This is a genomic window from Bradyrhizobium sp. HKCCYLRH2047, from assembly GCF_051168175.1.
GTDB lineage: Bacteria > Pseudomonadota > Alphaproteobacteria > Rhizobiales > Xanthobacteraceae > Bradyrhizobium.
Map to the genome: position 1 here is coordinate 353,987 of NZ_JBNPUM010000002.1, position 13,859 is coordinate 367,845.

A 13,859-nucleotide genomic window follows, 5' to 3' on the forward strand; every position below is an offset into this window, starting at 1 on the left:
TCAATGAAGCGCGTCCCCTCGACTGCGATCATCTCCGCCAGCAGCCGGCGTGACGTGTTGACGCTTCTTGGCGCAGCCGCGGCGCTGTCCTTGTGGCCCCGCGACAGTCGCGCCGAGGATGCCGATGAGCCCGACGAGGGCGCGGTGCTGCGCGATCCCGATGCGCCGGTGCTCGGCAATGCCGCGGGCGACATCGCGATCGTCGAATGGTTCGACTACAATTGCCCGTATTGCCGCAAGCTCGATCCCGAGCTGCAGCAGGTCATCCATGATGATGGCAAGGTGCGCTGGGTTCTCAAGGAGTGGCCGATCCTCGGGCCGACTTCGGTGGTTGCTGCGCGGATGGCGCTCGCCTGCAAATATCAGGACAAATACGCCAGGGCGCATGACGCGCTGATCGGCGTCAGTTCGAAGCTCACCGAGCCGCGCATCGACGAGCTGCTCGCTGAAGCCGGCGTTGATATCGACCGCGCCAAGCGCGACCTCGCAGCCAACGCGAAGGCCATCGACGCCATGCTGGCGCGCAACGACAAGCAGGCGCGGGGATTGCGTTTCCGCGGCACGCCGTCCTTCATCGTTGGCAAGTTCAGGGTGCCCGGCGTGCTGACCATGGCGCAGTTCGAGCAGGTCATCGCCGACGCGCGCAAGGCCAAGGCGGCCAACTAAGGCGGCCAACTAGCTGGCAAAGCAAAGGCGCCTCGACCGAAGCCGAGGCGCCCTGAAAACGAAGCGTCGTGCGCGTTACTTCGACGAGATGCGAACCCAGTCGTCATGCGCGCGGGTCTTGAGCGAATTCCAGCTGTCCGCCGCGACGTCCCAGTTCACGATGGTCCGGCGCGACTGCGCGCTCGGTCCGTTGGCGACCTCCGAGGTCTGCATCGAATCATGGATGTAGACGCCCAAACCCAGGATGAGGGCCCCCAGGATCATTCCCACGAATGTCCGCATGTCATGTTCTCCAGTGTGACGGCCAACAACGCCGCGGTCGAAACTTGGTTCCGCGCTCGCCGCGGTCCCGGTCCACCGCGATCAGGACATCCTAACTGCGCGATTTTTCAGGCCGCGATTCCGGCAGCGAGGTGACGAGATTGAGTGCTTTCATCTCGTCGGGCTTGAACGTGAACAGCTGGTCATGCGGCGTCTCCATCGCGTGCACCCAGACCTTCAGATCGATGCCCATCGCGGCGAGGTGGCGCTGGCATCGCGCCGAGATGTTCTGCGCAAGGCTCATGTCGTCGCCGGACCTCACGGTGGTCCCGGACGTGGGGACTGCGGCGATCTGATGCACGCCGATGACCGCCCGCTCGCCGGCCCGGCGCTCGAGACCGCCTGCGAACACCAGCGGGCACGACGACGCGCAATATTTTCCCGCCTCCACTTCGGTTGCGAATTTCCGCGCGCGGATCAGTCGCCCCATCGCCAGCGCGTCGGCGACGGAGCCGCCGGGCGAGTTCAACACGATCGTCCGGATATATTCGCCATGACGTTCGACTGCGTCCGCGAAGCTGCGCGCGCTGCCGGGCGTGATCGTGCCGATCGCGAACAGCCGGCCGCCGCCGCGCAGCTCGAACTGAACAGGCTGCTGCAAAGCACGATCGCCCTGCGGCAGCGGCATCAGCCGCTTCATCAGGGGCGCCAGAACGGATGGTGATTCGGCCGGCATGTCTGGCGCGTCGCGCCGAATGTCGAGCTGAGTCGGGGCTGCATCCGATGGCACCTGCGGAGCATTCAGCTCGAGCAGATCCGCCGCGAGAACTGCGGCGGTGACGACGAGGATGCTGCGGAAGACCCAACGCAGAATGCTCTCATCGGGATTGTCCGCGAGCCAGGCATGGACGCGTCGGTTCAGCGCCGAAGCCACGGGACTACTTCCCAAGCCGAGCCGACGACAGCGACGTCACGTTCTCATCCACCGCGGCCGGCGCCGGCTCGATGGCTGGCGCGGAAGGCTGCTCAGCAGGCGTTTCGGCAGGCCGTCGCTCGGCCGCCCGCCTGGCATCCTCGACCTCGCGCGCAATCTGCAATGCGGTGACGAGATCGCTGGCCGTCAGGCTGGAGGCGCTCACGGCGGGCAGGCCCTCACGGCGGATGGCGGCATGGACGACGCAGAGGATCAGCACCAGCACCGCCGGCATCAGGTCGATCGAGATCGCGCCCGCCCAGCTCGGGATGAAGTCGCCGGCGTAGCGCAGCACGGCTTCGGCGGGCGACAGCGTCTGGAACCGGGTCGGCTCGATCCGCGGCAGCGCCAGGATCTTGTCGGCGGCGTCGGCGAGCGAGGCGGCCTGCGTGGCGATCGCGCCCTCCACCTTGCCGACGACGGCGGTCTGGCGCTCGGCCAGGTCGCCGCTGCGTCCGCCCGGGGCAGGCGCGATGAATCCGGCCGACAGCGACGTCGCGGCGCGCTTCACCGCAGGGGCCACCGAGGTCTGCTGCAGATTGGCGATCACGCCCATCAGGTTGAGCGACTCCGTGGCGAAGGCATCGCTGCGCGTTGCGATCGGGCCGCGGTCGGAGATCAGCTCGCGCATCCTGGCGAGGCTCTTGCCGCCCTGCTCATAGAGAGCGGAGACGCGCTTGCCCGACTCCTGGACCTGCTGGCCCAGTCCGTCGAGCTGCGTCGACATCTGCGCGAGAAGCTGGACCACGGTGCCCGATCCGGAGGTGCCGGTGAGCGAGCCCGCGCGTTCGGCGTCCGCCAGCTTGGCGAAGCGGGAGGAGGCGAGCTGGATGTCCGGCAGCAGGCTTTGCGCAGCGATCGCCTGGCTGTTGGCCCGGTCGAGGTCGCGCGTGTAGTTCTGCACGGTGATCGCAAGATGCTGCTGGATTGCGGCGGCGCCGGCCAGCGCCGAGGCATTCAGCCAGGACGACATCGCGACGATCATCAGCGAGCCCAGCAACATGCAGCCGGCCATCATCAAGCGCCCGATCGTGCTGGTGACGTGCGGCATGAACTGCATCATGAACACCCAGAAGGCGTAGATGCCGACCGAGACCGCGACCGAGTAGATGACCGCCGCAAAGAACACCGTGGTCGGACTGCCGTTGAGCAATTCGCGGACGCCGAGATAGGTGTAGACGCCGGCGGCTAGCGCCAGGATCGCGGTCGTGAGCTTCAGCGTCACTTCGAGACGGCTGACGCCATTGGCGAGCACGACGGAGGTGGAGGAGCGGGCGAAGGAGACTTGCGCGACGGACGCAGGAGACGAGGGCATCAGCGGCGAGGGCATGAGCGGACCTTCGGCGGCCTCATGGCCGCCCGTATGCAGCGCCCCCGCTGTATGGCCGAGCAGAACCAGTGCGGACAAAATCCGCCGACATTGTGTCGGCGGCATTACCGATCAGCCATGTCGTCGGGAGACGCTGGCTCAGCGCATCAGCCAGCGCAGCAGCTCGACATTGGCCTCGCGCGGATAGCAATGGCTGAGATCATCGATCTCGCGATAGGCGACATCGGCGCCCGCCTTGGCCAGGGCGTCGGCGGTATGCCGCGCGATTTCGACCGGGAACATCCAGTCGAGCCGGCCGTGCACGATCTGGATCGGCAGCCCGCGCAGACGGTCGCGGTCGGCGATCTCAGCCATCAGCGGATGGAACGTCGCGGCCACCGGCGCAAGGTGCGTGAACGGCGAGCCTGCGGCCAGTCCGCTGACGTAGCAGAACGTGCCGCCGTCGCTCATCCCGGTCAGCAGCATGCGGGTGGGATCGATCGCGACGCGGCTGCGGACGAGGTCGAGAATGCGCAGCAGGTTCGGCGTATCGGCGTCGTCGCCCATCAGCGCCCAGGTCGGTCCGGCCGCGGTGGGGGCAACCAGGATGGCGCCGAGGCTGCGCGCGGCGCGCAGCCAGCTCCAGAGAAAGTCACGGCCGTTGCCGCTGCCGCCATGCAGCGCCATGACCAGCGGCCAGGCCCGGTCCGCCGTGTAGTATTCCGGCACATACAGCGAGAAGCCGCCGCGATTGCCGATCTCGTTATGGTCGTGAAATACGGCGTCCTTGCCTGCCGAAGAGGTGGCCAGCAACTGGCGCAGTCCGTCGTCGCCATCGACGGCGGGATCGAGGAAGAATTCGCTCAGCGGCGGCAAGGTCGCTGCCAGTGGAAACAGCGCCTCGAGTGCGCGGGGCAATTGACGGAGGGCCCTGAACACGTCGACGAGGTCGCCCTCACCGCGCTGAACGGCGCGCAGGCCGGCAAACGACATCTGCGCGGCGTCCGCTGCCGTGTCGAAGGCGATACGGATATGGGCGAAGTCCGCCGGCCACGACGTGAGATGAATCCGCGCCGTGTGCAGCGCCTGCTCCGGATCGCCGACATCAGCCATCACGCGATCGAAATCCGGCGGATTCAGGTAGCGCGCGACGTAGGACAGGGCTTCGAGCGTCTGCAGCAGTGGCGGCAACACGATGAGAATGTCATCCACCACGGCATCCGTCATGCAGGTCTCCTTGATACGCGAACCGCGGGTCTGGCCGTCTCGTCTGTTTGCCGGCGAGCGCTGTCATGCAACGCAAAATCGGCCGTCCGGGCAATGACCATTTTCCGAACGCGTGTTCGCTCCGCGAAGCCGCAATCTCGCGATGCGGCTCCCGCAAGTCAACATGGTGCGGACGTTGCCGTCGCGCGTGACAGGTGAGTCGCGCGCGAATACACGCGCAGACGATAGTTGATTGACAAAATTCGGGCGCGATGTCGCACTTGGTGAGAGCCGACGGCGCAGCGGAGGGTTCCTCATGGATCACCGCCCTGGGTCAAAACTGCCGATCGGTTGCCGAGGGGGGATTCGCATCATGACCAAGTCGCCGTCGGCCGCGTTGATCAACGCGGTGCTCGCCATGGACGTCTACAACAGAGGCGTCAACCCGACGCTCGTGGTCAATTTCAACCGTATCGGGAGCTATGAGCTGGTGGCGGCGAGCGTGACGTCGACCGCCGACAATTTCGAGGCCGCGACCTATCAGCTCGCGGGCGATCCATCGACACGGATCATTTCGTTTCGCGGCACCGACAGTCTCGCCGACGTGCCGTCGTGGCTTGGCGGCGCCGGTCTGGCTGGCTGGCCGACACAGTTCCCGGATGCGGAGTCCTACTACAAGACATGGGCGACATCGAACGTCTCATTGACCGGACATTCGATCGGTGGCGGACTTGCCGGCTACATCGCGGCGCTCAACGACAAGGTGGCCTATGCGTATGACGCGATGCCGTTCGAATTCGCGGCGGAAGTCCGCTACGACCAGTTGCACGGCTTCTGGGGCGCGCTGACGTCGCACCCGGTCGACCGCTATTCCGACATTCACATGGTCTCCCTTTCCGGCGAGATCCTGCAATATGTGCGGGCAGCGGCGCCGGTGCTGGAAGCGCCGCTGGCGCTGCTGCAGCTCGGACCGGTCGCCGGCGCGCTCGCCATCGCCCATGCTGCGATCGGCATCTCGTCCGAGCAGAAGACCGTGCTCGGCGCGGGCACAGATCTCGGTCTGGATCCGGTCAGCCTGCACTCGATCGCGCTGCTGACGATGATGCAGTGGGCGAGCGACAACGGTGCCCAGGATTGGAAGAAGGCGGCGGCTGTGCTGCTGGCGCCGCTGGAGGATGACGCGATCGCTTCGGCGGTCGGCATTCCCGCGGCCGGTGTGAGCGGCGAAGGCGCGCCGTCCGACAAGATGAAGGACATGATCGCCTATTCGACCGTCACCGATGCGAGCGGCTACGGCAACAGCGCCGTTCAGGCCCTGTTCAATAGCGGCGGCGTGCTCGGCAACAGCGTCAGCGCCGACACCGCGGCGACCTACCTGAAGAACGGCGGGGTCGAGAAGGCGCTGGCCGAGATCGTGGTGGAATATTCGGCGCTGCTGGCGCAGAACCACGACGAGGTCACGGCGACGCCCGGCGTGATCGGCCATGAGCACGGCATTTTCTATCAGGATACGGCCAACAACCTGCTGGTCGCGGATCTGTCGTCCGACCTGTGGTCGCACACCGACACCGGATCTACGGTGGACATCCTCGGCAAGCTCGCGCTGATCGATGCGGTTGCGAGCTTCGAGGGCGATGACGCCAACCTGATCGACATGGCGATCGGCGCGCTGTGGGGCGGCAAGACCGACAATCTCGACTGGCTCAGCGCGGCGCTGAGCGATGCCGCGACCTCGGTCGCGGTCGATCCGGTGCCCGGCGCGATCATTGCCGCCTCCGACGGTGCGCTGCTGATCGCCGGCGGCGGCAACGACACGCTGGCGGGTACCGCCAATGACGACCTGCTGATCGGCGGCAGCGGCAGCGACGTGCTCAAGGGCGGGGCCGGCGACAACATCCTGGTCGGCGGCGTCGGCGCCACCTACGTCTATGCGCCCGGCGACGGCAACGACGTCATCATCAACGGCGTCGCCTCGCTGTCGAAGCCGACCGGCACGCTCGATTTCGGAACGACCTACACGGCCGACAATTTCTGGTTTGTCAAATGGGGCAACGATCTCGAGATCGACATTCTCGGCACCCATCAGCAGGTCACCGTCGCCGACTGGTTCCTTGGCGGCTCCTATCAGTTGCAGGAGATCAAGGCCGGCGGTCTCGAGATCGATACGCACGTTCCGCAGCTCGTCCAGGCCATGGCGACCTACGCCCAGGCGCATCCGGGCTTCGATCCCACGGTGGCATCACAGTTGCCGACGGATGCGCAACTGCACGACCAGATCGCGGCGGCCTGGCACGTCAACGCGTGAACGCAGGCCCGCGGCCGCCTCAGTGCAGCCGCGGCGCCTTGAGCAGCTTGGCGCGGTCGGTCGAGGCGATGGTGACGTCGAAGGTGACGCCCTCATGGTGCACCGTCAGCGGCACGTCGACGCCGGCTGCACCGAGCGCCCAGAGCTTGCGATAGAACTCGCTCTGGCTCGTCACCTTGTCGCCGTTGATGCCGAGGATCACGTCGCCCGCCTTGAGCTCGGCGCGGGCCGCCGGGCCGTTGTCAGAGACGCCGATCACGACGACGCGATCGTCGACCTCCGTCGCGTACATGCCGAGCCAGGGGCGTGCCGGCTTGTTGACACGGCCGAAGCGCTTGAGATCATCGATGATCGGCTTCAACAGGTCGATCGGCACGACCATGTTGACGTGCTCGTCCTTGCTGTCGCGCTCGCGCTCCAACTGGAGCGACCCGATGCCGATCAGCTCGCCCTTGGCCGAGAGCAGGCCGGTGCCGCCCCAATTCGGGTGGGCGGGGTGGGTGAAGATCGCCTCGTCCAGCAGATATTCCCAATAGCCGGCGAATTCCTGCTTGGCGATGATCTGGCTCGCGACCGATCGCGTCCGTCCGCCGGCGCCGCCGAGCACGACGTGATCGCCGACCTTGGTTGCCGACGACGAGCCGAGCGGCAGCGCGGGCAGGTCGAGCGACCCGAGCGCCTGCACCAGCCCGAAGCCGGTGGTGAAGTCGAAGCCGAGCACATGGCCCTCGACCACGCGTCCGTCATTGGGGTGCAGCCAGACGGATTCAGCCTCGGTGATCAGGTAGCCGATGGTCAGCACCAGCCCGTCGTCGATGACGACGGCATTGCCGGCACGCTCGGTCCCGAGCGTTTCCGCGCTGAAGGCGTCGGACGGAATGATGGCATGCAGGCCCACGATCGAGGACAGGGCTTGATCGAGATCGTATTGATAGTCTTCGGCGCGAGGCTGGAAGGCGGAGGGCACTTTCCATTCGGTCAAAGAAGGCATTTCGTTCTCCTGCTCTGTCGATACGCCCGGATGTATCGACCAAGCTTCTGCTTCGTGTCGCGTGACGGCCACAGCGTGAACGCGAGCTTAACATCTTTGGGCGGCTGCGCCAGTTCCGCGGGCCCCGCGCCGGCGCTGGGAGGAACTGCCCGTGCCGACTACCCGCGGCCGCAGCCCCTGCCGATCAGGGGCCAGACCAGCCACGCGCCGGCAGCATACAGGCTGCCGACAGTCGAGGCTCCGGTTCTGGCCGCGATGTGGAAACGTCCGGCATCGAGCAAGGCTCCATCGGAGGCGACGATCGCCGAGATCATACGGTCGGACGGGCCGAACACGACCACCGCATCCGGCTTGATCACCAGGGCCATGGCAGCCATGCCCGCAAACCAGGCAAGGGCAACGGCCAGCACGCCCTTCAAGGGAAGGGCGCGGGACGGGGGAGGCCGGTCAATAGTCGTAGGCATGCTCGAACGTATATCCCGCGGCTTCGAAACGGCCGATGTCCTGAACCAATGACCGCACCGGTACGTCGACGCCGATGCGGCGGGCACCGGGACGCGACTGGATCGGGACGCTGAATATAGGCAGCCCATCGAAAGCTGCCAGCCGTCCGTCGCCCGGCGGCACCATGATCGTGACCAGGATGCGATGGTTGCCCGCGACCTCGCCGAGCCCGGCGCCGTCATGACGGCCGAGCTCCTTGGCGAAAGCATCGAACTTGGCGTAGCGCTCGGTCTCCACCAGCACGCCCTTCATGCCTTTGGCGTCCGTGACCTCACGGATCACCTTCACGCCCGGCATGACTGCAAGCTCGGCGGCAGGCAGGCCGGTGACGACGCTCTGGATGGCCAGCACGGCCGGATCGTAGCCCGCCGCATAGCCGATGACGGCCGCATAGGCGGCGCGCCCGGCATATTGCAGGCTGAGCGAGACGCGCCGCTCCACGGCGCGGAACGACGGCACGAAGGGCGTCTCGCGCCAGAACTGATCGAGCTTGGCGACGAAGGGATAGCGATACCAGGGGGTCTGATACAGGAATGCCGCGTAATCCTTCAGCAGAGCGAGGTTGAAGACGTCCTCTGCCGTCTTGACGCCGTCCGTGGTCTCCCAGCTGATCGCCCCGATGCTCTTCTCGTAAGCGCCCTGCAACGCCATCTCGGCGGTGAAGCTGAAGCCGATGATGTAGTTCGTCAGCTTCTGCTCCGAGGTGGCGGGACCGGAGCCGGCCGCCTGGCGCGTGGCCCGGCACAGGCTGCGCCAGAAGCCGGAGACGCTCGATAGATAGTGGAAGTCGGACTCCGAGGCCTGCCCGGTCACCGCAGCGAGGTCGGCATAGGCGTGGACGATGTACCATTCAGGAAAGGTCAGGAAGCTGTCACCCTGCGACCTCGCATAGGCGGGATCGGTGATGCCGAAGTCGGAGTTCACCACCGGGGTCGGGACGTCGGCCACGCAGACCGTCTCGACGCTGATCACGGTGGTGGCAATGCCTATCGCCGTGGCTGCCAAGACGACGCCGAGAAGATACAGCGCTTTGCGACGCAGGCTCATGCGACGGCAGCCTGTCTACGCCACGGCGACCAGCCGACCGCGATGCCGATCGCGCCGAGCGCGAGATGCGGCAGGCTCGAGAGGATCTTCACCAGCCATGAGGTGTCGCGAATGCCGTCGATGACGATCGAGAGGTCGAGATAGCCCGAGCCGGTGAAGACGCCCATCACGCCGTCCAGGAAATACAGCGAGCCGAACACGCGCAGGAAGAACACCGCGCTGCGGCGGGTCAGCATCGCCGCCAGCGCCCACAGGCCGGAGACGACATGCAGCGCATCCTTGTAGATGTCGAGCTGGAACAGGCCGAACACGCGGCCCTGCGCATCGATGAAGGCAGGGATGTAGTCGGTCGCGGCCGCGAATAGCAGCGCCACGGCGAGCGCGAGCGCGGCGATGCGATAGCGGTCCAATGCGAAGCCGTCTGCTGCTGATGTATTCATGCGAAATAGGCGTCCCACATCGCGTTGCGGAACAGGAGGTTCGGATCATACTGCCGCTTGGCGGCGACGAAACGCGCGGCCGCCGGATAGGCCTTCTCGACCTGGTCGCGGCGGGCGTGCAGACGATAGGGCAGATAGAACGCGCCGCCAATCGCCGTGATGCGGTCGATCAGCGCTTCGGTCGTCCGCAGCATGTCGATCTCGCCCTCCGGCGAGGTCGTCTGCGAGAACGACATCACGGCGGCGATCCGGCGCACCGGCGCGATCGTGAGCGCGGGTGTCTTGTCCTCGGCGACGTAGCGCAGGGTGACGTTGAGGAATTCGGCGCGCGCTTTGGGAATGATCTCGCGGCAGGCGGTGAGGAACTCGCCGAACCGCTCCGGCGCCACGAAATATTCGTGCAGGATGTCGGTGCGGTGCATGTCCTTCTGCGCCAGATTGGCGACCGGCTCGGCCATCAGCGAGTTGCGGGTGTAGCGGCTGTCGGAAATGGCGGGGCCGAGCCGGGTCTCCATGAACCAGCGCAGGCCCTTGGCGACCTCCCAGCCGGTCTGGGCGCGATAGATCGTGTTGGCGACGCCGGTGAGCTTGCCGGAGCTCACGGCCGCGGGCAGGGTCGCCGGAGCATCGGGGGCGGGGCGGAAGGTGACGAGCAGGGCGTCGTCGAAGAACGCCTTGCGCGACACTGACATCCGTCCATAGGCCATCTTCACATTGGCGTCGCCATCGATGTTGCGTGTGAACTGCTCGGCGAATTTCTCCGGCGCCATGCGCTCGAAGCGCGGCTCGAGCAGCAGGTTCGGCACCATCTCGACCTCGAGATCGACGATGAGGCCGAACAGGCCATAGCCGCCCATCGCGAGCCCGAACAGCTCGGCATTCTCCGTGCGCGAGCACTGCACCAAGGTGCCGTCGGCGAGCAGCATGCGGATCGATTTCACCGTCGAGCCGAACGGGCCGTACGGCACCGGCCAGCCATGGGCATTGACGCAGAACGTGCTGCCGACGCCGAAATCGCTGTTCGACTGCATCACGGCCGGCGAGAAGCCCTTGGGATCGAGCGCGGCGATCACGTCCCACCAGCGGTTGCCGGCCGCGGTCCGATAGGTCTTTGCCGCCGTGTCGAGCTCGATCGCGCCGCCGTCGAGCGTGATTGCCGTGCCGTCGCGCGGCAGGCTCTGGCCGCCCATCGAATGCCGGGCCACGGCCGCGGTCACCGGACGTTTCGCGGCCGCAGCCTCCTTCAGCTCTGCGCGCAGCCGCGCGATCAGATCGTCGGTGGCGGGCTTGCGGATCACCACATGCTTCGCAACCGGCGTCGGGTTGAGCCGGCTGGCGTCGTTGAGGATGGTGCGCAGCTTGGCCCGCGCCCGCGGCATCCGCGCCAGGGGCAGCGCCGCGGCCGTGGCTGCGGCGCCCAGAAACCGTCGTCTCGACATCATGGCGCGGACTCTCCTTCCCCTGACGGAGTCTACGCCGGCATCGTAAACGTTCGAAAAATTTCCGTGCGGTCAGTCTGCGGCCGGTCGTGCCCGGGTGGGTGCGAGACGGAAGTCGCGTCCATCCTTGATCCATTCCGCGCGCTCGTCGCGCAGCAGGGTGCGGCGCACCTTGCCGGAATCGTCGCGCAGCATGGTGTCGACCAGCTCGTAGCTCTCCGGGTGCTTGTAGCGGCTCAGCCGGTCGGCGAGGAACGCGCTCATGCCGTCGACAATAGCCTGTGCGTTCCTGGCCCGGTCGATCTCGACGATCGCATGCACGCGCTGGCCGAGTTCCGGGTCGGGCAGGCCGACCACGACGCAGGAGCGGATGTCGGGATGCGCCATCAGCGCCGCCTCGACCTCGGCCGGATAGATGTTGGCGCCGCCGCGCAGGATCATGTCGGCGAGGCGGTCGCCGAGATAGAGGTAGCCGTCGGCATCGAGCCGGCCGATGTCGCCGAGCGACTCCCAGCCGTCGGCGCGCCGCTTCGGCTCGGCGCCGAGATAGTGATAGGTGCTGCCGGCGCCGTCCGCCGGCAGGAAGTAGATCTCGCCGCTCTCGCCCGGCGGCACGTCGTTGCCTTGGGGATCGAGGATGCGCAGTTTGCAGGACTCGTCGATCTTGCCGACCGAGCCCTTGTGCTCAAGCCATTCGGTGCCGGAGATGACGGTGCGACCCTGGCGCTCGGTGCCGCCATAGAGCTCGTAGACGCGCTCGGGCCCGAGCCACTCGATCCATTTTTCCTTGAGCCATGGCGGCATCGGCGCGGCCATGTGGAACACCATCTTCAGGCTCGACACATCGTAGCTGTTGCGGACCGCCTCCGGCAGCGCCCAGATCCGGTGCATCATCGTCGGCACGAAGTTGACCCACTGGATGCGCTGCGCCTGGATCAGCCGCAGCGTCTCCTCGGCATCGAACTTCACCATCCCGGTCAGGCTGCCGCCGGCGAACAGCGCGTAGTGCGACACGATGAACGGCGCGTTGTGATAGAGCGGTCCGGGATTGAGCAGCGATGCGCCCCTGGGGATTCCGAGCGGCGGCTCGGCGGCGGTGTCGGTCACCGCCGGCTGGTGATCGAGGATCACCTTCGGCCGTCCGGTCGAGCCGCCCGAGGTCATCGCTTTCCAATAGCGCGACACCGGCGCGGCGAGCGGCGCGTCGGAAAAGCCGTCGGGCATGAAATCGGCCGGCAGCGCGTTCGGTGCATTCCAGTCGGCCTCGCCCCCGACGACCAGCGACGGATTGAGGATCTCGAGCACCGCGGCGGCCTCGCCGCGCGGCAGCCGCCACGACAGCGACGTCGGCGTCGCGCCGCATTTCCACACCGCGAAGCTGGTCTCGAACAGCGCATTGCCGTTGGGCAGGCCGATCGCGACGAAGTCGCCGGGCTTCACGCCCTTGGCCGCGAAGGCGCGCGCACGCGCATTGGCGCGGCGCTCGAGCTGCTCCCAGGTCAGCGTATCGGTGCCGTGCCGGACCGCGACGCTATCCCTGGGTTTGCGCTCCGCATACCAGCGCGGCACGTCGGCCATCGGAATCAGCATCCATTCCTCCACATCGTCGGCCGCCTCGCTCGGGCGCCCGTTCTTGGTCTGCGGCTCGGGCCGCCGACGTCAGTGACGAGAGGTGTTGTGCCTCAACCGAACCGGGTCGTCCATACGCGCGCGGCGCCAGGTTTCGGATGGCAGTTCTGCGAAATGGCGCTGATACGCATGAGGCAGGAGTGAAAGGCTGGAAGCCGTGACGCAGGTGGACTGATAATTCCGTCACGCGGATCGTAAGACGGTCGAGGTCGCGCCACGGGGAACAGGTCAGGCATCGCACCGAACGGCGCGGCGATAAGAACCTTTGCAGCCGATCTTCATTGTCGCTCGCGGGGTCCAACGGACAGGAGCTCCCATGCACGCTCAACAGATGATCGAAACCCACCCGCACGTCCGCGGCCGAGTCGACGATGCACTCGTCCGCTGCATCGAGGAGTGCTACTCCTGCGCACAGATCTGCACCTCCTGCGCCGACGCCTGTCTCGGCGAGGACAGCGTCGCCAGGCTGACGCAATGCATCCGGCTCAATCTCGATTGCGCCGACGTCTGCAACGTCACCGGCCGGCTTGCCACGCGGCGTACGGGCTCCGACCAGGAGATGATCAGTCGCATGCTCGAGGCCTGCGCGGCGGCTTGCCGGCGATGTGCCGAGGAGTGCGAGAAGCACGCCAAGATGCATGCCCATTGCCGGATCTGCGCCGAGTCCTGCCGTCGCTGCATGAACGCCTGCGAGGAGGCGGGACGCAGCACGACGCACTGAGAGGCCGGTTGCGGCGCTGCTCCATCGAAGAATGGAGGCCCATTAAAAAGACAAAGGCCGGGCGCGAGGCCCGGCCAGTCCGACCATGGCGACCGGATTGCTCCAGTCCTGAGAACGCCATCGCAGACAATCGATCGGTCAGCCGCCGTTCAGCTTCGTGGTCAGGGTCGTGAAGATGCCTTCCAGGGTGAGTCCGAGCTTGTTGAGTATGGTGATGATCGCAAGGGCGATGCCGGCCGCAATCAGGCCGTACTCGATCGCGGTTGCGCCCGATTCATCCTCGTAAAATTTGAGAAGCAATTTCCTCATTAATTCCCTCCGCCGTCCAACGACAGGACCGCCGGACGATGTCCGCGAAACTACGGAAT

14 protein-coding genes are annotated in these 13,859 nt (G+C 66.4%); 3 read left to right on the forward strand and 11 right to left on the reverse strand.

Annotated features, from left to right (window positions below; all coding sequences use genetic code 11):
- Positions 1-3: 3 nt before the first annotated feature.
- The gene (locus ACQR1D_RS05165; RefSeq protein WP_434838012.1) at positions 4-666 is read left to right on the forward strand and encodes a DsbA family protein; all 663 of its coding nucleotides are present in this window, start codon (positions 4-6) and stop codon (positions 664-666) included.
- A 75-nt stretch (positions 667-741) separates the two neighbouring features.
- Here ACQR1D_RS05165 and ACQR1D_RS05170 read toward each other — a convergent pair whose 3' ends face one another.
- The 4 genes from ACQR1D_RS05170 to ACQR1D_RS05185 form a co-directional block, all read right to left on the reverse strand.
- Entirely contained in the window at positions 742-948 is a 207-nt protein-coding gene (locus ACQR1D_RS05170; RefSeq protein WP_315804553.1) for a hypothetical protein, read from the reverse strand.
- Positions 949-1,039: 91 nt separating this feature from the next.
- The gene (locus ACQR1D_RS05175; protein WP_434893783.1) at positions 1,040-1,861 is read right to left on the reverse strand and encodes a hypothetical protein; all 822 of its coding nucleotides are present in this window, start codon (positions 1,859-1,861) and stop codon (positions 1,040-1,042) included.
- A gap of 4 nt (positions 1,862-1,865) precedes the next feature.
- Positions 1,866-3,230, reverse strand: a complete 1,365-nt coding sequence (locus ACQR1D_RS05180; RefSeq protein ID WP_434838010.1) for a hypothetical protein — start codon at positions 3,228-3,230, stop codon at positions 1,866-1,868.
- Positions 3,231-3,368: 138 nt separating this feature from the next.
- Entirely contained in the window at positions 3,369-4,436 is a 1,068-nt protein-coding gene (locus tag ACQR1D_RS05185; RefSeq protein WP_434893782.1) for a phospholipase, read from the reverse strand.
- A 352-nt stretch (positions 4,437-4,788) separates the two neighbouring features.
- On the opposite strand from ACQR1D_RS05185, the gene ACQR1D_RS05190 reads away from it, so the two are divergent.
- Positions 4,789-6,720, forward strand: a complete 1,932-nt coding sequence (locus tag ACQR1D_RS05190; RefSeq protein WP_434893781.1) for a calcium-binding protein — start codon at positions 4,789-4,791, stop codon at positions 6,718-6,720.
- Between the two features lie 19 nt (positions 6,721-6,739).
- Here ACQR1D_RS05190 and ACQR1D_RS05195 read toward each other — a convergent pair whose 3' ends face one another.
- The 6 genes from ACQR1D_RS05195 to ACQR1D_RS05220 form a co-directional block, all read right to left on the reverse strand.
- Complete coding sequence (locus tag ACQR1D_RS05195) at positions 6,740-7,711, reverse strand: S1C family serine protease (protein WP_434893780.1); 972 nt, start codon at positions 7,709-7,711, stop codon at positions 6,740-6,742.
- A 158-nt stretch (positions 7,712-7,869) separates the two neighbouring features.
- Positions 7,870-8,175 carry a hypothetical protein gene (locus ACQR1D_RS05200; RefSeq protein WP_315804548.1) on the reverse strand — a complete coding sequence of 102 codons (306 nt, stop codon included), beginning with the start codon at positions 8,173-8,175 and terminating at the stop codon, positions 7,870-7,872.
- Positions 8,159-9,262: a hypothetical protein gene (locus tag ACQR1D_RS05205; protein WP_316181214.1), complete on the reverse strand. Its 1,104-nt coding sequence runs from the start codon at positions 9,260-9,262 to the stop codon at positions 8,159-8,161. The genes ACQR1D_RS05200 and ACQR1D_RS05205 overlap by 17 nt, the downstream gene beginning before the upstream one ends.
- A complete protein-coding gene (locus tag ACQR1D_RS05210; RefSeq protein WP_434847155.1) occupies positions 9,259-9,702 on the reverse strand; it encodes a DUF4383 domain-containing protein in 444 nt (147 codons plus the stop codon). Before ACQR1D_RS05210 ends, ACQR1D_RS05205 begins: the two co-directional genes overlap by 4 nt.
- Positions 9,699-11,144 (reverse strand): FAD-binding oxidoreductase, encoded by a 1,446-nt coding sequence (locus tag ACQR1D_RS05215; RefSeq protein WP_434893779.1) that lies wholly within the window; start codon positions 11,142-11,144, stop codon positions 9,699-9,701. The genes ACQR1D_RS05210 and ACQR1D_RS05215 overlap by 4 nt, the downstream gene beginning before the upstream one ends.
- Positions 11,145-11,213: 69 nt before the next feature.
- The gene (locus ACQR1D_RS05220; RefSeq protein WP_434893778.1) at positions 11,214-12,731 is read right to left on the reverse strand and encodes an AMP-binding protein; all 1,518 of its coding nucleotides are present in this window, start codon (positions 12,729-12,731) and stop codon (positions 11,214-11,216) included.
- Positions 12,732-13,086: 355 nt separating this feature from the next.
- On the opposite strand from ACQR1D_RS05220, the gene ACQR1D_RS05225 reads away from it, so the two are divergent.
- On the forward strand, positions 13,087-13,491 hold the full coding sequence (locus tag ACQR1D_RS05225) for a four-helix bundle copper-binding protein (RefSeq protein WP_315804543.1): 405 nt from the start codon (positions 13,087-13,089) through the stop codon (positions 13,489-13,491).
- Positions 13,492-13,629: 138 nt separating this feature from the next.
- Here the strand turns inward: ACQR1D_RS05225 and ACQR1D_RS05230 are convergent, their stop codons facing one another.
- Entirely contained in the window at positions 13,630-13,800 is a 171-nt protein-coding gene (locus ACQR1D_RS05230) for a Flp family type IVb pilin (protein WP_315736183.1), read from the reverse strand.
- Between the last annotated feature and the right edge of the window lie 59 nt (positions 13,801-13,859).

Bases quoted from the DNA above. Each gene is read 5' to 3' on its own strand.
- ACQR1D_RS05170 (WP_315804553.1), bottom strand. From the start codon at position 948: ATGCGGACATTCGTGGGAATGATCCTGGGGGCCCTCATCCTGGGTTTG.
- ACQR1D_RS05200 (WP_315804548.1), bottom strand. From the start codon at position 8,175: ATGCCTACGACTATTGACCGGCCTCCCCCGTCCCGCGCCCTTCCCTTG.
- ACQR1D_RS05220 (WP_434893778.1), bottom strand. From the start codon at position 12,731: ATGCTGATTCCGATGGCCGACGTGCCGCGCTGGTATGCGGAGCGCAAA.
- ACQR1D_RS05215 (WP_434893779.1), bottom strand. From the start codon at position 11,144: ATGATGTCGAGACGACGGTTTCTGGGCGCCGCAGCCACGGCCGCGGCG.
- ACQR1D_RS05195 (WP_434893780.1), bottom strand. From the start codon at position 7,711: ATGCCTTCTTTGACCGAATGGAAAGTGCCCTCCGCCTTCCAGCCTCGC.
- ACQR1D_RS05180 (WP_434838010.1), bottom strand. From the start codon at position 3,230: ATGCCCTCGCCGCTGATGCCCTCGTCTCCTGCGTCCGTCGCGCAAGTC.
- ACQR1D_RS05230 (WP_315736183.1), bottom strand. From the start codon at position 13,800: ATGAGGAAATTGCTTCTCAAATTTTACGAGGATGAATCGGGCGCAACC.
- ACQR1D_RS05225 (WP_315804543.1), top strand. From the start codon at position 13,087: ATGCACGCTCAACAGATGATCGAAACCCACCCGCACGTCCGCGGCCGA.
- ACQR1D_RS05205 (WP_316181214.1), bottom strand. From the start codon at position 9,262: ATGAGCCTGCGTCGCAAAGCGCTGTATCTTCTCGGCGTCGTCTTGGCA.
- ACQR1D_RS05190 (WP_434893781.1), top strand. From the start codon at position 4,789: ATGACCAAGTCGCCGTCGGCCGCGTTGATCAACGCGGTGCTCGCCATG.
- ACQR1D_RS05165 (WP_434838012.1), top strand. From the start codon at position 4: ATGAAGCGCGTCCCCTCGACTGCGATCATCTCCGCCAGCAGCCGGCGT.
- ACQR1D_RS05185 (WP_434893782.1), bottom strand. From the start codon at position 4,436: ATGACGGATGCCGTGGTGGATGACATTCTCATCGTGTTGCCGCCACTG.
- ACQR1D_RS05210 (WP_434847155.1), bottom strand. From the start codon at position 9,702: ATGAATACATCAGCAGCAGACGGCTTCGCATTGGACCGCTATCGCATC.